This window comes from Oceanisphaera sediminis, assembly GCF_039539745.1.
GTDB classification, from domain to species: domain Bacteria; phylum Pseudomonadota; class Gammaproteobacteria; order Enterobacterales; family Aeromonadaceae; genus Oceanimonas; species Oceanimonas sediminis.
Window position 1 is genome coordinate 169,481 of the sequence record NZ_BAABDS010000036.1, and the last position, 18,305, is coordinate 187,785.

The 18,305-nt window shown below is 59.5% G+C and carries 21 protein-coding genes; 2 read left to right on the forward strand and 19 right to left on the reverse strand.

Going from position 1 to position 18,305, the window contains the following annotated elements; genetic code table 11:
• Nucleotides 1–279: 279 nt before the first annotated feature.
• Nucleotides 280–1,350 (reverse strand): 3-deoxy-7-phosphoheptulonate synthase, encoded by a 1,071-nt coding sequence (locus ABD827_RS11990; RefSeq protein ID WP_344964993.1) that lies wholly within the window; start codon nt 1,348–1,350, stop codon nt 280–282.
• Between the two features lie 244 nt (nt 1,351–1,594).
• Here ABD827_RS11990 and ABD827_RS11995 point away from each other — a divergent pair, with 244 nt between their 5' ends.
• Both ABD827_RS11995 and ABD827_RS12000 read left to right on the forward strand, forming a co-directional pair.
• The gene (locus ABD827_RS11995; RefSeq protein WP_344964994.1) at nt 1,595–1,888 is read left to right on the forward strand and encodes a hypothetical protein; all 294 of its coding nucleotides are present in this window, start codon (nt 1,595–1,597) and stop codon (nt 1,886–1,888) included.
• A gap of 102 nt (nt 1,889–1,990) precedes the next feature.
• The gene (locus tag ABD827_RS12000) at nt 1,991–2,584 is read left to right on the forward strand and encodes a DUF502 domain-containing protein (protein WP_298717950.1); all 594 of its coding nucleotides are present in this window, start codon (nt 1,991–1,993) and stop codon (nt 2,582–2,584) included.
• Nucleotides 2,585–2,829: 245 nt separating this feature from the next.
• Here the strand turns inward: ABD827_RS12000 and ABD827_RS12005 are convergent, their stop codons facing one another.
• The 18 genes from ABD827_RS12005 to ABD827_RS12090 form a co-directional block, all read right to left on the reverse strand.
• Nucleotides 2,830–3,618 (reverse strand): MlaA family lipoprotein, encoded by a 789-nt coding sequence (locus ABD827_RS12005; RefSeq protein WP_298717947.1) that lies wholly within the window; start codon nt 3,616–3,618, stop codon nt 2,830–2,832.
• A 71-nt stretch (nt 3,619–3,689) separates the two neighbouring features.
• Nucleotides 3,690–4,901 carry a c-type cytochrome biogenesis protein CcmI gene (gene ccmI, locus ABD827_RS12010; RefSeq protein ID WP_344964995.1) on the reverse strand — a complete coding sequence of 404 codons (1,212 nt, stop codon included), beginning with the start codon at nt 4,899–4,901 and terminating at the stop codon, nt 3,690–3,692.
• Between the two features lies 1 nt (nt 4,902).
• Complete coding sequence (locus ABD827_RS12015; RefSeq protein ID WP_344964996.1) at nt 4,903–5,379, reverse strand: cytochrome c-type biogenesis protein; 477 nt, start codon at nt 5,377–5,379, stop codon at nt 4,903–4,905.
• 4 nt (nt 5,380–5,383) lie between these two features.
• On the reverse strand, nt 5,384–5,917 hold the full coding sequence (locus ABD827_RS12020; RefSeq protein WP_298717937.1) for a DsbE family thiol:disulfide interchange protein: 534 nt from the start codon (nt 5,915–5,917) through the stop codon (nt 5,384–5,386).
• Nucleotides 5,914–7,869 carry a heme lyase CcmF/NrfE family subunit gene (locus ABD827_RS12025; RefSeq protein ID WP_344964997.1) on the reverse strand — a complete coding sequence of 652 codons (1,956 nt, stop codon included), beginning with the start codon at nt 7,867–7,869 and terminating at the stop codon, nt 5,914–5,916. Before ABD827_RS12025 ends, ABD827_RS12020 begins: the two co-directional genes overlap by 4 nt.
• Nucleotides 7,866–8,360 (reverse strand): cytochrome c maturation protein CcmE, encoded by a 495-nt coding sequence (gene ccmE, locus ABD827_RS12030; protein ID WP_344964998.1) that lies wholly within the window; start codon nt 8,358–8,360, stop codon nt 7,866–7,868. Before ccmE ends, ABD827_RS12025 begins: the two co-directional genes overlap by 4 nt.
• Nucleotides 8,357–8,563, reverse strand: a complete 207-nt coding sequence (gene ccmD, locus ABD827_RS12035) for a heme exporter protein CcmD (protein WP_298717925.1) — start codon at nt 8,561–8,563, stop codon at nt 8,357–8,359. Before ccmD ends, ccmE begins: the two co-directional genes overlap by 4 nt.
• Nucleotides 8,553–9,299, reverse strand: coding sequence for a heme ABC transporter permease (locus ABD827_RS12040; RefSeq protein WP_344964999.1), 747 nt, complete (start codon nt 9,297–9,299; stop codon nt 8,553–8,555). Before ABD827_RS12040 ends, ccmD begins: the two co-directional genes overlap by 11 nt.
• A 165-nt stretch (nt 9,300–9,464) precedes the next feature.
• Nucleotides 9,465–10,133, reverse strand: coding sequence for a heme exporter protein CcmB (gene ccmB, locus ABD827_RS12045; protein ID WP_298717921.1), 669 nt, complete (start codon nt 10,131–10,133; stop codon nt 9,465–9,467).
• Nucleotides 10,130–10,765, reverse strand: coding sequence for a cytochrome c biogenesis heme-transporting ATPase CcmA (gene ccmA, locus ABD827_RS12050; RefSeq protein WP_344965063.1), 636 nt, complete (start codon nt 10,763–10,765; stop codon nt 10,130–10,132). Before ccmA ends, ccmB begins: the two co-directional genes overlap by 4 nt.
• A 150-nt stretch (nt 10,766–10,915) precedes the next feature.
• A complete protein-coding gene (locus ABD827_RS12055; RefSeq protein ID WP_298717915.1) occupies nt 10,916–11,320 on the reverse strand; it encodes a DUF2802 domain-containing protein in 405 nt (134 codons plus the stop codon).
• On the reverse strand, nt 11,320–11,808 hold the full coding sequence (locus ABD827_RS12060) for a chemotaxis protein CheW (protein WP_298717912.1): 489 nt from the start codon (nt 11,806–11,808) through the stop codon (nt 11,320–11,322). The genes ABD827_RS12055 and ABD827_RS12060 overlap by 1 nt, the downstream gene beginning before the upstream one ends.
• Nucleotides 11,809–11,827: 19 nt before the next feature.
• Nucleotides 11,828–12,673 carry a chemotaxis protein CheW gene (locus tag ABD827_RS12065; RefSeq protein ID WP_344965000.1) on the reverse strand — a complete coding sequence of 282 codons (846 nt, stop codon included), beginning with the start codon at nt 12,671–12,673 and terminating at the stop codon, nt 11,828–11,830.
• Nucleotides 12,670–13,455 carry a ParA family protein gene (locus ABD827_RS12070; protein WP_344965001.1) on the reverse strand — a complete coding sequence of 262 codons (786 nt, stop codon included), beginning with the start codon at nt 13,453–13,455 and terminating at the stop codon, nt 12,670–12,672. Before ABD827_RS12070 ends, ABD827_RS12065 begins: the two co-directional genes overlap by 4 nt.
• Nucleotides 13,452–14,303, reverse strand: coding sequence for a flagellar motor protein MotB (locus ABD827_RS12075; protein WP_344965003.1), 852 nt, complete (start codon nt 14,301–14,303; stop codon nt 13,452–13,454). Before ABD827_RS12075 ends, ABD827_RS12070 begins: the two co-directional genes overlap by 4 nt.
• Nucleotides 14,300–15,043: a flagellar motor protein gene (locus tag ABD827_RS12080; protein ID WP_344965005.1), complete on the reverse strand. Its 744-nt coding sequence runs from the start codon at nt 15,041–15,043 to the stop codon at nt 14,300–14,302. Before ABD827_RS12080 ends, ABD827_RS12075 begins: the two co-directional genes overlap by 4 nt.
• A 1-nt stretch (nt 15,044) precedes the next feature.
• Entirely contained in the window at nt 15,045–16,187 is a 1,143-nt protein-coding gene (locus ABD827_RS12085) for a protein-glutamate methylesterase/protein-glutamine glutaminase (RefSeq protein WP_344965006.1), read from the reverse strand.
• A gap of 26 nt (nt 16,188–16,213) precedes the next feature.
• Complete coding sequence (locus ABD827_RS12090) at nt 16,214–18,298, reverse strand: chemotaxis protein CheA (protein WP_344965007.1); 2,085 nt, start codon at nt 18,296–18,298, stop codon at nt 16,214–16,216.
• Between the last annotated feature and the right edge of the window lie 7 nt (nt 18,299–18,305).

The following is an 18,305-nucleotide window of genomic DNA, read 5'->3' on the forward strand; positions in this document are numbered from 1 at the left end:
GTTTGTGGGGTCTTGATACAAGGCATCGCTTATGCCGTGTAGTCACTCTACATAAATAAGCGATAACGCAGTAGCAAGCCCCCACAAGCGCTGCCCTGCGGGTTCGGCTAAACGCGTTTTTCTCTTTGTTGAGAGGGCTTTGCTTAGAATGACTAGGCTACACCCCTCTCGCCGCGATAAAAACGCGTTTAACTCGAACAAAATTTAACCTCGAAAGGTCAACAGACCCTAGCGTCAGGCGGCTCTATTCAATTTTTAGAGTCACCACCAAGGCGCTCCTCAGCCCTGTCGGGCCTTCAAGGGCGCGGCCAACTGCTGGTGACAACGTTTCAGCAGCTCGGCGGTGGTGTCCCAGTCGATACAGGCATCGGTAATCGATACTCCGTAGCGCATCTCGCTCTTGGGCTGCTCGCTGGACTGGTTACCTTCATGCAGGTGCGACTCCAGCATGATGCCGAGAATGGACTGGTTGCCTTCCTGAATCTGATGTACCACGTTCTCGGTCACCAGCGGTTGCAGGCTGTAATCCTTGTTCGAATTGCCATGGCTGCAATCCACCACCAAACTGGGCGACAGCCCGGCGGAAACCATCGCCTTTTCGGCCAGCGAGACATTGACCGAATCGTAGTTCGGGTGCTTGCCGCCACGCAGTATCACATGGCCGTCCGGGTTACCCTGAGTGACCAGCAGCGCGACCTGCCCTTCCTGATTGATGCCCATGAAAGCATGAGACTCCGCCGCCGCCTTCAGCGCATTGATGGCGGTACCCAGGTTGCCGTCGGTACCGTTCTTGAAGCCGACCGGCATCGACAGGCCGGAGGCCATCTCGCGGTGAGTCTGGGACTCGGTAGTGCGGGCACCGATGGCCGACCAGGAAAACAGCTCGGCCAGGTATTGGGGGCTGATGGGATCCAGCGCTTCGGTCGCCAGCGGCAGTTCCAGCTCGGCCAGCCAGCACAGCAGCTCGCGCGCCTTGTGCAGACCTTCTTCGATGTCGAAGCTGCCATCCAGGTGAGGATCGTTGATAAAGCCTTTCCAACCGACGGTGGTGCGCGGCTTCTCGAAATAGACGCGCATCACGATATAAAGGCTGTCACTGTATTCATCATGCAGTTTTTTGAGGCGGGTTGCGTACTCTTTGGCTGCGTCGATATCGTGAATGGAACAGGGACCACAGATCACCAGCAGACGGTGATCCTTGCGCTGAATAATATCGGAAATGGTGTGCCGGGCCTGGCCGATGTACGACAGCGCCTGTTCCGAGATAGGCAACTTGGCCTTCAGCTCTGCCGGGGTAATCATGACCTTCTCGGATCGAATATGGATATTATTCAGTGTGTCTTTCTGCATGATGACATCCTCACTTGTAAACAAATAATTACAACCAAATAAAAAGAAAAACAGCGCCGTATTTGACATCAAGTTATTTCTTTCTTACGCAACCACTTTCACCTTACCAAGGCCGGGCCGCCTTGCAAAGCCTGATGAAGCGCAAAAATCGGTTATTTTATGCTGTCGGCGGCAAGTGCCTATAAAAGAGCCAAAAAGCCGCAGCCGCCGGGGTAGCATATACTCAGGAAAATGGAGAGATTTCATGGATAAGCAGCAATACCAACAATTGGTGGTCAGCTTTCGCCGCATTCTGGATCACTACGCGGTAGATTATCGCCAGAGCCCGCCCTCCTATAATCACGACACCCTCTACGATCATCAGTGCCGGCTGATTATCGATGAGGTCGGCCAGAGCTGGGAGCAACATTATGGCTATCGGCCCAGTGCCATGTTGCTGCACAAGGCGCTGTTTGCCGCCGAACGAAGCCGACAGTTCCGCCCGCCCTGGTATCGAAAGTGGATGTGTTTCTTTCGCCGCTTCAAGGCTGGCCGTTAACCCTTGAAACCGCACGACTTCGCCTGACACAGCACCCTTGATTTCAGCTGTTATTGCGCTGGGTATCTGCCATGATGCGGTCCCTTTTATCGGAGCCTGCTGATGCAACGACTGCTTCGTTTTTTCTTTCAGGGTCTGTTGATCCTGCTGCCGTTCGTATTGACGGTGTATCTGGTCTACCTGATTTTCAATCTGCTGAACGAAACCCTGTTTTCGGCACTGGGCTCGGTGTTGCAATTGGTGGTTCCGGGGCTGGAAACTGGTTGGATTGCCGATCTGGCCGGTGGCCTGCTGACCCTGGCGGTGATCATACTGACCGGCATGTTCGCCTCTTTTTATCTCGGCCGTTTTTTCCTGTCGCTGTTCCACAGCGTGCTGTCCCGGATCCCGCTGGTCAAGCTGCTCTACAACTCGCTAAGCGACTTGTTCAATGCGCTGATCGGGGATAACAAAAGGTTCAACAAACCGGTGGCGGTCAGCCTGATGGGAGGCGAGATGCAACTGCTGGGTTTTATCACCCGGGAAGACATGGCGGAGTTTGGCCTGCCGGGCAAGGTCGCGGTCTACCTGCCCCAGTCCTACAATTTTGCCGGCAACCTTATCGTGGTCGACAAGGACAAGATCCAGCTGCTGGACGTAGCTGCCAGCAAGATGACCACCTTTATCGTCAGCGGCGGCATTACCGGAAAGCCCTGAGTGAGGAGTGAGGAATGAGGTGATGACCCCCCCGTACCGCTTGCTCCCTCCCCTTGGCCTCGGATTTGCAGAACCACTGCGAAGTGCAACGCAAGGGGAGGGCTGGGGAGGGGTTACTGTCAAAGTTCGAAGATGACACCCCCACCCCGCCTCCCCCTGGCGCAAAAATCGCCGTTCTGTCTGTGAAGCCGCGACCAAGGGGGAGGAGCAGACCGGCGCTTCCCCAAGACGTTGAGCTTCACGCCTTACCCGTCAATCTCGTCCATGAAGGCTTCCAGCTCTTCGTCCGAGGCCGGCTCGAATTCCTTGCCTATCTTGGTATCCTGATACTGCAGATAGAGATCCTTGGTCAGGCCATAAGGGTCGAGGGAATTGTCGATAATGGGTTCACGCTCTATCAGCTCGCTGCGCTGGTACAGGCCGTCGAGCGCCCATTTACCGGTACGCAGCGCAAAGCTCATCACGTCGTAGGGAAAATAGAGGCTGTCGACCATGTCGCCGGAAAGCTGGCGTAGCGTGGTTGGCCCCAGTACCGGCAGCATCAGAAAAGGACCATCGCCGATGCCCATCTGCCCCATCACCTGACTGAAATCCTTGGAGCGACGCGACAGCGTCATTTTTTCCGCCACGTCGAAATAACCCAGCACGCCGACGGTGCTGTTCACCCCGAAGCGGACCAGGTTGGTACCGGCGCCGGGAAAATCTCCGGTCACCAGATGGTTGACGAAGCTGGCCGGCTCTTCCAGGTTGAGCACCACGTTCTGCAGCCCGTCTCTGACCGGCTTGGCCACATAATCCGCATAGGCGTGGGCCGCCGGGCGGACCACATAAGGATCCAGCACATCGTAGTTGATGACCCAGGAGGCCCGGTTGACCGGCTCGAAAGGGTCACGGGCATCATCGGCCGTCGCCCGACCATAATCGGCCGGTATTGCCGGTGAGAAAGGATCGTTAGTACGTGGCACATCCACGCCCTCGTGGGCGGCACAACCTGCCAGAGTCATGCTCGCCGTCACAATCAATGTTCGCCACATAATATGAACCTTATCGTTTTTGTTATTTCTTATTATCGCTCATGGCGGTCAGGCCCGTCGGCCCGGCCGCATTACAAGGGCGTATCGATGAAGATGGACAGCTGACTATCTTCTTCGGTGCCCAGCACACCGCTGCGACCTTCCCAGGCATCGGTGGCGTCGGTCACGTTACCGCTGGGGGCAATTCGCGCCTTGATCACCACCGAATCCCGTCCACTCAGGTTGTTGCTCGCCACCATGGCATCCGCATTGGACAGGGTGATGGTCAGCGGAAATGACGGCTGCTCGATACGACGGGCTACCAACGGCATTTCACCGCCTTTGGCGTCTACCGCATAGACGAAGAGCACGGCACCCGGATGATAAGGCACGGCACTGGCGGCATTGACTTCCACCTCGAAGCGCGGCCCGGTCACCGGCGCATTATCGGTTTCTGTCAATCGCCGCTCGGCAAAGGCCACCGAGCGTTCAATCATCGCATAGCGCGGGTTATCCGGTGACATCCGTTGCAGAATCTGCTGCCAGCGGGCGATGGCCGCGGTCAGGTTATCCTGCTGTACCGCCATGAAGGCAAACACCGACCAGGCCTCCAGATTGTTCGGATCCTGTGCCAGCACCTGCTTGATCATGTTCTCGGCACGCAACGCTTCACCGGTCATGGTGAGGGCCTCGGCGTAAGGAACGATCACCGCATTCGGGGTATCGGTCAGCTTGAGCGCCTTTTCCAGCGCATCGCGGGCCGTTTCGCCGTCGCCCATTTCCAGGGTCAGCCGTCCCAGCAGCAGCCAGCCACGAAAATCATCGCCGCTCTGGTGCAGCTTGGTGCGCAGTGACTGGATCAGGTCTTTCATGTCCTGCTCGGTCACCTCGGCATCCGGGTCAATCAATACCTTGTTCGACAACTCACCCAGGCGGGCGGCGTTATCCTGCCATTCCACCACATGTCGATACGCCCCCAACTGCCAGTAGCCGGCATAGGCCACCGCCACCACGATCAACACCGCCGGCAACCATAGCCAGATACCGTGGCGATATTGTTGCGGCGTTTCGGCTACCACGTCGTCCAGCAGGCTTTTCTGCAGCTCCTGGGCCGCCGATTCCCCTTCATCCAGCAGACCCTGATCCCGGTCCTGCTCCAGCTCCTGCAACCGTTGCCGATAGAGCCGGGTGTTGAGTTGATTACGGCTGTGGCTGGACTCGGCCCGGCCTCGGGTCAGGGGCAATATTATTACCAGTGCCAGCAGCAGCGTCAGCAGGCCGCTGGCGATCCAGAATAAGGTCATATCAGCTCTCTTTGTCTTTGTTCAGCAGGTCGGCCAGGCGCCGTTTTTCTTGCTCGCTCAAGGCGCTATCGGCGCCGGCTGCGCTGTTTCGCGATTTTTTTCGCGTCCGTACCAGCACGATCGCCAGCCCCAGCAGCATCACCAGCACGGGGCCGAGCCACAGGATCAGGGTCGATGCCATTACCGGCGGCTGGTAGAGAATAAAGTTGCCATAGCGAGCCACCATGAAATCGATGATTTCCTTCTTGCTGCTGCCCTCGCGCAACATGGTGTAGGTCTTTTCGCGCAGATCCTTGGCCAGCTCGGCGTTGGAGTCGGCAATATCCTGGTTCTGGCATTTGGGGCAACGCAACTCCCGGGTCAGCTCGCGGAAGGTCTCTTCCTGCTGGGGGGAGTCGAACTCGTAGACATCGATGGCGGCCATGGCCGGCGGCAGCCACAGCCCCGCCAGCAAGATCAGCACAGAGCATAAACGCATCGCTTTACTCCATTCGCTCAAAAATCGGTTTCAGGGTTTGCTGCCATACCTGCTCGTTGACATCGCCCACATGGCGGTAACGAATCACCCCCTGGCTGTCGATGAGAAAGGTCTCGGGAGCACCGTAAACGCCCAGATCCAGCCCCAGCATGCCGCGAGGATCGTACAGATCGATGGCATAGGGATTGCCCAGGTTCTTCAACCAGCGCAGCGCCTTGTCCCGCTCGTCCTTGTAGTTCATGCCGACGATGTAGATCCCCTCTTTGGCCTTCAGCTCGTTAAGATATTCATGCTCGGCATAGCAGGTCGGGCACCAGGTGGCCCATACATTGAGCAGCATGGGCTGGCCGGTAAAGATATCCCGGTTGAACTGCTGCTCCGGGTTCTGCAACGAGGTCAGGGCAAACTCCGGCACCGGTTGATCCAGCAGCACCGACTCCAGCTTGCGCGGATCGGAAAACAGCCCCTTGTACAGGAAGATGCAGCCCCCCAGAAACAGCAGCAGCGGGATCGACAGGATCAGGACGCGACGATTCATGCGGCCTCCTGCTTGGCTTTACCACCGAAGCGGTAGCGCTTGTCGACCATGGAAATGACACCGGCAACGGCCATCAGTACGGCACCGAACCAGACCCAGCGAATAAAGGGCTTGTAATAGAGTCGTACCGCCCAGGCGCCGTCATCCAGCTCTTCACCCAGGGCGGCGTAAAGGTCACGGGTAAAACCGGCATCGATGGCGGCTTCGGTCATCGGCATGCGCTGCACCAGATAGAGCCGTTTTTCCGCATGCAGCTTGGGCAGCTCGCGGCCGTTTTTGCTCACCGCTATCACGCCCTTGAAACCTTCGTAGTTGGCGCCGTCGGCCTGCTGTGTACCCTCGAAGGTAAAGGTGTAACCGGAAAAGGTCACGCTGTCGCCGGCCGACATGCGCACGTCCCGCTCTATGCTGTAGAGCTGGGTGCAGCTGATGCCGATGATGGTAACCGCCAGACCGATATGACCGAGGAACATGGCCCAGTGGCTGTTACCCAGCTTGCGTACCCCGGTCCCGAATGAATGGCGATGGGTGGCGCGAACCCAGGTTTCCTGCAGGCTGGTGATCACGATAAAGGCACCCAGCCCCAGGCCGATCGCCGCCCAGATTTCAAAGTTTTCGGCAAAATACCAGGGCAGGAAGGCGCCGATGGCCACACTGGCCAACGCCGCAAACAGCAGCTTGCCGTTGATTTCCTTCATGCTCTGGCGACGCCAGCGGAACAAGGGCCCGGCGCCCAACAGCAGGGCGAAGGGAATGATCAACCAGGCATAGAGGCTGTTGAAGAAGGGCGCGCCGATGGAAATACTGCCCAGGCCCAGTTCCTTGTGCACCAGCGGCAGCAAGGTACCGATGAACACCACCACCAGACCGGCCATCAGCACTATGTTGTTGCCGAGCAGCATGCTTTCGCGGCTGGCCAGCTCATGCTTGCCGTGGCTTTTTACCTCGGCGCCCTTGATGGCGTAGAGCAGCAGCGAGGCGCCCACCACCAGCATCAGGAACACCAGAATAAAGAGTCCGCGGGTCGGGTCCGAGGCGAAGGCATGCACCGATACCAGTACCCCGGAGCGCACCAGAAAGGTACCCAGCAGACTCAACGAGAACGCCATGATCGCCAGCAATACGGTCCAGGCCTTGAAGGTGGCCCGCTTCTCGGTCACCGCCAGCGAGTGGATCAGCGCGGTGCCGGCCAGCCAGGGCATGAAGGAGGCGTTTTCTACCGGATCCCAGAACCACCAGCCGCCCCAGCCCAGTTCGTAATAGGCCCACCAGGAGCCCAGCGCGATACCCAAGGTCAGAAAAATCCAGGCCGCCATGGTCCAGGGACGGGACCAGCGCGCCCAGGCCGCGTCCAGCTTGCCGGTCATCAGCGAGGCGATGGCGAAGGCAAAGGCGACCGAAAAGCCTACATAACCCATGTAAAGCATGGGCGGATGGAAAATCAGCCCCGGATCCTGCAGCAACGGGTTGAGATCCCGGCCATCGACCGGAAAGAACGGCAGGGTGCGCTCGAAAGGATTGGAAGTAATGATGACGAACAGCAAAAAGCCCACGCCAATCATGCCCATCACGCTCAGTACCCGCGCCACCGCATCCAGCGGCAAGGCCCGGCTGAAGCGGGCCACGGCGGCGGTCCAGCCGGCCAGGGTCAGTACCCACAGCAACAGCGAGCCTTCATGAGCGCCCCACACCGCGGAGATGCGGTATTCCAGCGGCAACAGGCTGTTGGAGTTGGACGCCACATAGCGCACGGTAAAGTCGTGATCGATAAAGGCCCAGGTCAGGCAGCCGAACGACACCAGCAGAAAACCCAACATGGCGTAGGAAAGTGGCCGCGCCAGCAACATCATGTTGACGTTGCCGCGAACGGCCCCGAGCAAGGGATAAATACTGAGTATCAAACTCGCCGCCAGGGCGAGGATCAGGGCAAATTGCCCTATTTCTGGAATCATGACCGGCTTCCTTTCAGCTGCTCCTGGGAATATTCGGGTTTAACGTGCTCGATTCCCTTGAGCGCTTCGGCCACTTCCGGCGGCATGTATTCTTCATCGTGCTTGGCCAATACTTCAAACGCGGTAATGGTACGGGCATCGTCCAGGTGGCCCTGGGCCACGATACCCTGCCCTTCCCGGAACAGGTCCGGCAGTATGCCGTCGAAAATAACGGTAATGACTTCACCACCCGCATCCACCAGATCGAAGCTGACCTTGAGGCTTTGCTGATCACGGCTCACCGAACCCGGCACCACCATGCCGCCGATACGCAGGCGCTGGCCCACTTCCGGCTTGATTTTTTCTTCCCCCTTGCCCTGCACCAGCTCGGTGGGAGTATAGAAAAGATCGATATTCTGCTGCAGGGCATAGAGTACCAGCCCGGTCATCACCGACAGCCCGACCACCACCGCCAGCAGCAGGGCCATGCGCTTTTTACGCCTAGGGTTCATAAGGTATTCTCCAACTTCTGGGCGGCTTTACGACGGGCCGCCCGGGCCTGTTTCTGTTTGACTGCACGCAGCAGGCTTTTTTTGGTGGCCATGGTCGATACCAGCAGCGCCACCAGAGCAAAAAGGGTCAAACCAAAAGACAGCCACACATAAAAGCCGTAGCCGCCCATGGCCCAGAATGCGGACCAGCTATCAAATTTCATCCTGTTCCTCCGCCAGTTTCAGTACCCAGGGACGATGGGACTCGCGCCGGATCAATTCGTTGCGCAGCCGCATCAGGGTCAGGGCCCCCAGGAAGCAGCTGAAGGCCAGTATCATGATCAACAAGGGCCAGAGCATGTCGTTGGAAATGGACGGCCGGTCGAATTTGGTGATGCTGGCCCCCTGATGCAGGGTGTTCCACCACTCTACCGAATAGTGAATGATGGGCAGGTTGATCACCCCCACCAGCGCCAGAATACCGGCGGCACGGCCGGCCAGCACCTTGTCGGAAATGGCGTTATAGAGCGCAATCACCCCCAGATAGAGAAACAGCAGAATCAGCTCCGAGGTCAGACGCGCATCCCACACCCACCAGGCGCCCCACATGGGCTTGCCCCAGGCGGCACCGGTAAAGAGGGCAATGGCGGTGAACACGGCGCCCACCGGCGCTATGGCCGCCACCGCCATGTCGGCGGTCTTGATCTGCCACACCAGGCCGATGAAGGCGGCGATGGCCATCGAAGAATAGGCGCCCATGGAAAGAATGGCGGCGGGCACATGAATATAAATGATACGAAAGGAGTCGCCCTGCTGATAATCCGCCGGCGCAAAGGCCAGCCCCCAGACCAGACCGATGACAAAGGACACCACGCTGAACACGGCAAACCAGGGGAGCCAGAGACCGGCGAGCCGATAGGCTTGCTCTGGCTTGGCATAGGGATGTAACCATTTCCACATCTTGCTCACAGACCTTTTTTTGTATTACGCATTGTTATAAAAAACGTTATTGAAAAACGTTGTTGAAAACGTTGTTAAAAACGTTACATAAATTGTTCACAAAAAAACGAGTGTACCGGGGCATAAGATATCCCAAAGTCGTCATTCAAAACAACTTGACCTCCGTTAGTTCACACTCACTCTTAGCGCAGAAGCGATAGCAAAGGGTGCCAGGGTCATGCTGCCCACCAGCATGGCCGCCAGAATCGCCAGCTGACCATCATAGGGCACGCCCAGACTGGCCGCCTCTATGGCCGAGGTGGCAAAAATAAGCACCGGAATATACAGCGGCAGGGTCAGCAGGCTCAACAGCACGCCTCCCTTGCCGATGCCTACTGTGAGTGCCACCCCAATGGCGCCGAGCAGGCTCAGGATTGGCGTGCCCAGCAACAGGGTCAGAAACACCGCCTGAAAGCCCACCATGTCCAGGCTGAGCAATACCGCCACCAGGGGCGACAGCAGCAACAGCGGCAAACCGGTCAGCAACCAGTGCGCCATGACCTTGGCCAGCACCAGTACCCCTAAAGGACAGGGCATCAGCATTAATTGTTCCAGGGTGCCGTCAATAAAGTCGTCCCGGAACAAGCGCTCCAGCGCCAGCAGCGACGACAACAGCGCCGCCACCCACACGATACCGGGGGCGATACGCGCCAGCAGGGTCGGCTCCGGGCCTATGCCCAGGGGAAACAGGGTAATGACGATTACGAAAAACCACAGCGGGTTGAGAATATCGGCGCGCCGACGCAGGGCCGACACCAGCTCGCGGCGCAGTACCCCGGTAAACATGGAGATCATGCCGGCTCCTCCTGATAAGGGGTCAGCTGCAGAATGCGTGCCCGGTCGGCACAAAGGGATAAATCCTGATGAGTGGTGATCAATGCCATGCCGCCGGCGTCGGTGTGATCCAGCAGCAGCTGTTCCAGCACCCTGACGCCGTGTTTGTCGATGGCGGTGAAGGGCTCATCGAGGATCCACAGCCGTGGGCCACCCAGCCACAGCCGGGCCAGTGCCACCCGCCGTTTCTGACCAGCAGACAGCTGACCGGCGGCCTGATCTTCCAGCCCCGCCAGGCCCACCATCGCCAGTACGTCCCACAAACTGGCGGTGCTGTCGGCGTGGTGCATGCGGCGGAAAAAGGCCAGATTCTCGAAGGCGGTCAGTTCGTGTTTGATGCCGGCCTGATGGCCGAGATAGAGCAGGTCCTGATGATAGTCGTCTCTGTGCTGCTCTATGTTCTCGCCCTGCCAGAGTACCTCGCCGCCGTAAGGCCGCGACAGGCCGGCCAGCAAGCGCAGCAGACTGGTTTTACCGACCCCGTTGGGGCCGGCTATCTGCACCAGCTCTCCGGGCGCCACCTTCAGGGATAACTCGCTGAACAAGGTGCGCTCTTCACGGACACAGGTCAAGGCTCTGGCTTCAAGCATAATCGTTGATAATTCAAACCATTAAAATGGGCGCCAGTCTAACACACGGCGCCCGTAATGGCCTTAGTTTCACCCGGTGAAGGACAAAATCGCGTGATTTATTGCGCTGAAGCAAGGTTGCCACAGACGAAACGGCGAGCGACGTTTCCGCTTTTACTGTTTACGATGCAGGGAAAGCAGCAGCTCGGCTTCGGCCCTCGGCATGTCGCACTCGGCCATGATTTCGTCGATATCGGCCCCCAGTTGCACCATGCGGGTAGCCCGGCTGTAGAGCTTGCCCTGGGGATCTTTCAGCGCCAGCTCCTGCTGCTGCTCACTTAACTGCCCCAGTTGACGGTGCAACTCGGTTACCTTGTCACCAAGACCGATATTGGCCGCCTGCAGCTCTTCTATCTGCTTGCGATAGCTGTCCCGAGTACGGGTCAGCTCACGCATCAAGCGGCTCATGGCCTCCAGCTTGCGCTGACTCTGACGCCACATCGACCAGGCCACAAACAGCGCGACCATGCCCAGCATCAGCGCCAACAGCGCCAGTATAAACGCCGGTTGCAACCACATTACAGCTGGCCCAGCTCGTCCCACTCGTCGTCGGACAACAGCTTGTCCAGATCCACCAGAATCAACAGCTCCTCTTCCCGGTTGCACACGCCCTGAATAAACTTGGCGCTTTCATTGGTGCCGACATTGGGGGCGGTTTCGATTTCGGACGACTTGAGGTACACCACCTCGGCCACGCTGTCGACCAGGATACCGATGACCTGTTTTTCCGCTTCTATGATCACGATGCGGCTGTTGTCGGTAAGCTCCGCAGGATGCAGGCCGAAGCGCAGCCGGGTATCCAGTACCGTCACTACGTTACCGCGCAGGTTGACGATGCCCAGCACATAATTCGGAGCACCCGGTACCGGCGCTATGTCGCTATAACGCAACACTTCCTGCACCTGCATCACATTGATGCCGTAGGTCTCGTTATCGAGACGGAACGTGACCCACTGCAATACTTCACCCTCGGCCAGATTTTCAGCTACATTGCGATGACTGTTCATAGATTACCCTTATGCCTGCTCAGACTTGTTGTCCGTCGATATTCTTACCCTGCTCCAGCAGCCCAATCAAGGCATCCACATGTAGCAGGGCGCACATTTTTTCTTTTACCATGCCCGCCAGCCAGGGCCGCGAGCCCGGTGTGGCGCGCCATTTTACCTGATCCCGCGTCAGCAGGGCCGTGCCTTTCAACTGATGGCAACCCAGCCCCCAGTTGCTTTCCCCCAGGGTCACCAGATACTGGTATTGTTCCTGTGCCTGGTGGCCGGGCATGGCCCAGCGTGCGGTATCCACCACATAAAGCTGGCGTTCCCGCTCGGTCAGCACACCGGCAAACCAGTTCGGCTTGCCGAACAGACTGGTCAGCTTGGTCATCTGATAGATGCCCCCAAGATGGGTCAGCGGTACCGCAAAGGTCATGCCCGCCACCTCGAAAAACAAGGCCTGAAAGCTGCTTTCGGTATCCATGTTACGCCATTCGGCGGCGGCCGGTGTCTCGGCGGCAACGGGCACCGGCTCGGGCTCAACGGCCGCTACCGGTGTCGGTTCAACCATAGTCGGTTCGGGAATGGTCGGTTCGGGAATGGCCGAGGTCGGCTCGACCCTGGCCTCCATCATTATTGCCGGTTCGGGCGCCACGGGATCAACCGGCGGCAGACTTTCTTCTTCTTTCAGCTCGGCCACCCGGGCCAGCAGGGCTTCCAGCCCCAAACGCCGTTCCTCTTCGGCCGGGTCGGCAAACACTAAAGGGACTTCGGCCGGCGCTGGCGAGGGCGCTTGCTGCCACTCAGGCTCCACTCGGGACGGACTTTCTTCCAGCAGGGCGCCGAAATAATCGTCGAGGGCGTCGGTGTGTCGTTGATTCATAATGCCGTCTCCACGCCATCGAGCTGCCACAGGTAGCGCAGCAGGGTCTGATAGGCATAGACCCCCCGGCTGCCCCTGGCGGAATAAGAAGGAGGTTCGTGGCGCAGGCTGGCATCGCGAAACTTGGTATCTACCGGAATCACCGCCGGCCAGAGACGCTCGCCATACTGTTGTTTCAGGCTCTCCAGACTCTGTACCGAAGCCCGGGTGCGCTGATCGTACATGGTGGGCACCACCGTATAGTTGAAGCCGTCTTTTCTGGCTCTGTGCATCAGTTTAAAGGTGCCGACCATCCGCTCCAGCCCCTTGATGGCCAGAAACTCGGTCTGCACCGGCACCAGAATGCGATCACAGGCGGCCAGCGCATTGACCATCATGACCCCCAGCACCGGCGGGCAGTCGATAATCACCACGTCAAAATCATCCCGCAGCTCGGCCAGCAGGCGCTTCAGCACCAGCCCCATGCCTTCACGGCTGCTGGAGGTACGCTCCAGCGTCGCCAGAGAGATCGACGCCGGCAACAGCGTCAGACCATCGAAGTCGGTTTTCAGCGCCACCTGTTCAAACAGGGCTCGGGTCGGTCGCGGGGCCTGAAACAGATCGAACAGGGTGTGCGGCAAGGTATCCATATCATAATTGAAATAGGAGGTCAGGGAGCCGTGTGGATCGGTGTCGATCAGCAGCACCCGCTTGTTGCGCTGCGCCAGCAAACCGGCGAGCGCCACGACTGTGGTGGTTTTACCGACCCCGCCTTTCTGATTTGCTACTGTCCAGACAATCACCGGTTAGCCCCGTCTTCTGTTGATGTACCGATTCGTATGCCACCGCCGGGCAGTTCATACTCCCGCAGCGCCTGGCTCTGCTCCGTGTTCAGCGGCCGTGACGGCAGGGTGGCTCTGGGTTGCCAGCGCTGTGCGGAAATGGCAATTTCAACCCGCCGGTTGAGTGCCCGCCCCCGCTCGCCCAAACGCTGCTCCCGAGGATGAAATTCGCCAAAGGCCTCCAGCGCCAGGCGCGGGGCGGCAATCCCCCGCTTCAGCAACCACTCCAGCACCACCCGTGCCCGCTCGGCAGAGAGCTGCCAGTTGGAAGCATAAAGCTCGTTGCTGACCGGCAGATTGTCGGCATAGCCCCGCACCCGAATAAAGTGGTCAACCGGCACCAGCACCGGCAGCAGGGTGCTCAGCACCGGCTCGCCGTTGCCCCCCAGCAAGGCGCTGCCGCTGGCGAACAACAGCTTGCCGTCAAAACTCAGGGTCAGCCAGTCGCCGTCGTTTTCCAGTTCGACCCGCCGTTGTTCGATCAGCGGTGCCAGCTGCAGCGCCAGCTCGGCTTGCAGCCGTTCCAGCCCGGTCGTTTGCAACGGCGCATCGGTGCCGATGGCGGCAGACTCGGCGTCAACCGTCGTGCTGCTCATCGCCGCCGTGGCGGGCAAGGCATCGCCACTCAGACGCACCAGCGCCTGCTGCATGCCATCCAGCATGGGTTGCTGCAGCTCGGTCTTGCTGGCATGAATGGCATACAGCACCACAAACAACGCAAACACCAGCGTCATGTAGTCCGCATAAGACACCAGCCAGCGATCCAGTCCGGCACTGTCAGATCCCGATGCCAGAGAGCGGCGCCTCATTGACGCTGCCCCTGATACTGGGCCAGCTGTCGACTGACCGACAGGCTGCCGTCGCCGCGAGCGATGGCCAGCAGGCCGATGGCGGTCAGCTCACGATAACGCAGTTCAAGCCGGTAGATGGCCCGCAAGCGGTTGGCCAGCGGCAACAGCAACAGGTTGGCCAGCCCCACGCCGTACAGGGTGGCCACAAAGGCCACCGCTATGCCTCGGCCCAGCTCCCCCGGATCATCCAGGTTCGACATCGCCTGAATCAGCCCCAGCACGGCACCAATAATACCGATGGTCGGGCTGTAGCCGCCCATGGCTTCATACACCCGGGCTTCCAGCTCTTTCTGCTCTTCCAGCCGATCCAGTTCATTATCCAGCAGCCGTTCCAGCGCCGCCGGCTCGGTGCCGTCCACCAGCCATTGCAATCCCTGACGGGTAAAGCGGTCCAGTTCATGCAACTCGGTTTTGGACTCGAGGGCCAGAAAGCCGCCGTGCCGGGCTTCGTGCGACCAGTGCAGCAGCCGCGAGGCCTGTTCATGAAAAGGCCAGGACTGGCGAGCGAACAGCACCTTCAGCGCCTTGAGTGCCGCCTTGCACTGGGGCCAGGGCGTTTGCAGCATCACCGCCCCCAGGGTCCCGCCACAGACGATCAACAGGGCGGGGCCGTCCAGCAGCCCCCACAGGCTGCCCCCATGCCACCACTGAGCCAGGGTGATGCAAACCAGCGCCAACAGCAGCCCGGCCAATGCCATATCAGCCGCCGATCTCGTTATTGATGGCATCGCCGATCAGCGACAAGGGCAGGGATTCGGTAGCAATACCGGCCTTGGCCACCGCCTGGGGCATGCCGTAGACCACGCAGCTTTCTTCGTCCTGGGCCCAGATGCTGGCCCCCTGCTCTTTCAGCAGCCGGGCGCCTTCGCGACCGTCTGCCCCCATGCCGGTCAGCACCACCGCCAGCACATTGCCGCCATAGATTTTGGCGGCCGACGCGAAGGTGATGTCGACACAGGGCTTGTAATTGACCTTGTCATTGCCGTCGATCACCCGCAACCGGGCGTTACCGGCGCGGCCTTCAAACAACATCTGCTTGCCACCCGGTGCCAGGTAGGCGTGCCCCGGACGCAATTGATCGCCGTCTTCTGCTTCCTTGACCCGAATCTGGCACAGACCGTCGAGTCGGGCGGCAAAGGCGCTGGTAAAGGTACCGGGCATATGCTGGATAAGCACGATGGGATGGGGAAAGTTGGCCGGGAGCCGGGTCAACACCTTCTGCAGGGCAACCGGGCCACCGGTGGAGGTGCCGATGGCCAGCAGTTGATAATGCTTGCCACTGCGACGAGGCAGGCTGCGGCGCTCGACAACCGGCTCGGCCACCACCGGAGTGGCAGCGGCAAAACCGCGGCCGGCAGGGGTGCTGGCCAGCGTAGGTCGAACCCGCGCCGCCGCACTGGCAGCCCCGATCGTCGAGGACCGAGACACAGGCGCAGCAACGGCGCGACGACGGGAAATGGCCTTGACCCTCTGCTGCAGCAGCAGAATCGCTTCTTCCTTGCTGCGGGCGATGTCTTCGAAACGCTTGGGCAGAAAGTCCATGGCGCCGGCGTCCAGCGCATCCAGCGTGGCCCGGGCACCGTCGTGGGTCAGCGAAGAAAACATCAGCACCGGCGTGGGCGTCGCCTTCATGATGGCGCGCACCGCAGAAATACCGTCCATCACCGGCATTTCGATGTCCATGGTGATCACGTCGGGGCGCAGCAAGCGGGCCTTTTCCACCGCCTCCTGGCCATTGGCGGCGGTATCCACCACGGTTAACAAGGGATCCCGATTCAGGATCTCGCTGACACGACGCCGAAAAAAACTGGAATCATCAACCACTAACACCCGTATAGCCATTATTATCCTCTCACTCCCTTTTATTATCAGGCGTAACGCCGGGCATAGGCTTTGATCAAACCGGCCAGATCCAGGATCAGCGCGATGCCGCCATCGCTGGTAATGGTGGCGCCGGCCATGCCGGGCGTACCGTGCAACAGCTGGTCGAGCGGCTTGATCACCACTTCTTCCTGGCCGATAAGGCCATCGACCACAAAACCGACCTGCTGGTTACCCACCACCACTATCACCACATGCCCCTGGGTTTTACGCGGCTGACGCTCGCCCTTGAGCAGCCAGTCCTGCAGGTAGAACAGCGGAATGGCGTGATTGCGCACCACTATGGTCAGCTGGCCATCCACCGAGCTGGTGCGGGTCAGGTCGAGATGGAAGATTTCGTTGACGTTGGTCAGCGGCAGCGCAAAGGTCTGCTTGCCCACCAGCACCATCAGGGTCGGCAGTATCGCCAGGGTCAGCGGCACCTTGATCTGCAGCCGGGTGCCCTTGCCTTTCTCCGAGTCGATCACGATAGAGCCATTGACCGAGTTGATACCGGTCTTGACCACATCCATGCCCACGCCGCGGCCGGAGACGTCGGTAATTTCCTGCTTGGTGGAAAAACCGGGGGCGAAAATCAGGTTATAGGCCTCGCCGTCGCTCATGCGGGCGGCGCCATCCGCATCGAGAATGCCCCGCTTCATGGCGATGCCCTTGAGCTTCTCCGGATCCATACCGGCACCGTCATCTTCGATACCGAGCAGAATGTGATCCCCTTCCTGCGAAGCCGTCAGCCGAATAACGCCGGCTCGCGCTTTGCCGGCTGCTTCCCGCTCTGCCGGCATTTCGATGCCGTGATCACAGGAGTTACGCACCAGGTGAACCAGGGGATCGGCCAGCGCCTCAACCAGGTTTTTATCGAGGTCGGTGTCTTCCCCGACCATTTCCAGGTTGATTTCCTTGCCCATGTTGCGGGCCATATCACGCACCACCCGCGGAAAGCGGCCGAAGACCTTCTTGATCGGCTGCATCCGGGTTTTCATCACGGCGCCCTGCAGGTCACCGGTGACCGCATCCAGGTTGGCGACCGTCTTGGAAATGTCTTCATCGTCATGATTGGCATCGAGGCTGAGCAGGCGATTACGCACCAGCACCAGCTCGCCCACCATGTTCATGATGTTATCGAGGATCCTGGTATCCACCCGTACCGAGGTATCCGGTGGCGCGTTATGATGCGCCGGCGCCTTGGCGGCGGCCTTGTCGGCGCTCGGCGCCGCAGGTGCAGATGCCGTCACGGCCGCCGGTGCTTGTTGAGCCGGGGCAGCCTGCGCCGGAGTACTAACGGCCTCCTCTGCCGCAATCGACGGGCCCTTGCCGGCACCATGCAACTGATCCAGCAGCGCCTCGAACTCGAGATCGTCTATCTCGTCACCACCGTCATCCGTGCTCTGGCTGGCCGATGGCGATGAGGCGGCAGAGGCGGCAGAGGCGGGCACACCGCTGTGCTTGCCGGCGCCGTGCAACTGATCCAGCAGCGCTTCGAATTCATCGTCGCTGATGTCGTCGCCGTCACCGGCGGCACTATTGTCGGCCGAGGCGCCTGACGCCGGTTCGGATACGCTGTCGGCCGACGTATCGGGCGCAAGCTGGTCCAGCATCTGCCGATAGTCGGCTTCGCCGAGGTCGGCGATGGTGGCATCAGCCGCCGCCGTGACAACCGGAGCGACGGCCGCCTCATCTTCACTGGCCGGCCGGCAATAGCGCTTGAGTTCTTCCAGCAATAACGGATCGGCGGGGGTCGGCTCCTGCCGGTTCTGGATTTCGGCAAACATGTTGTTCACCGTATCCAGCGCCCGCAGTATCACGTCCATCAGCTCGGAGGTGACGTGACGCTGACCCGTGCGCAGAATATCGAACACGTTTTCGGCTTTGTGGCAGGTGTCCACCAGAGCAGTCAACGACAGAAAACCGGCACCACCCTTGACGGTATGAAAACCGCGAAAAATCGCATTCAGCAAGTCTTTATCGTCCGGCTGGCGCTCCAGTGTCACCAACTGCTCCGACAATTGCTCCAGAATTTCCGATGCTTCCACCAGAAAGTCCTGCAGAATATCCTCGTCTACCTCAAAGCCCATGCTCTCT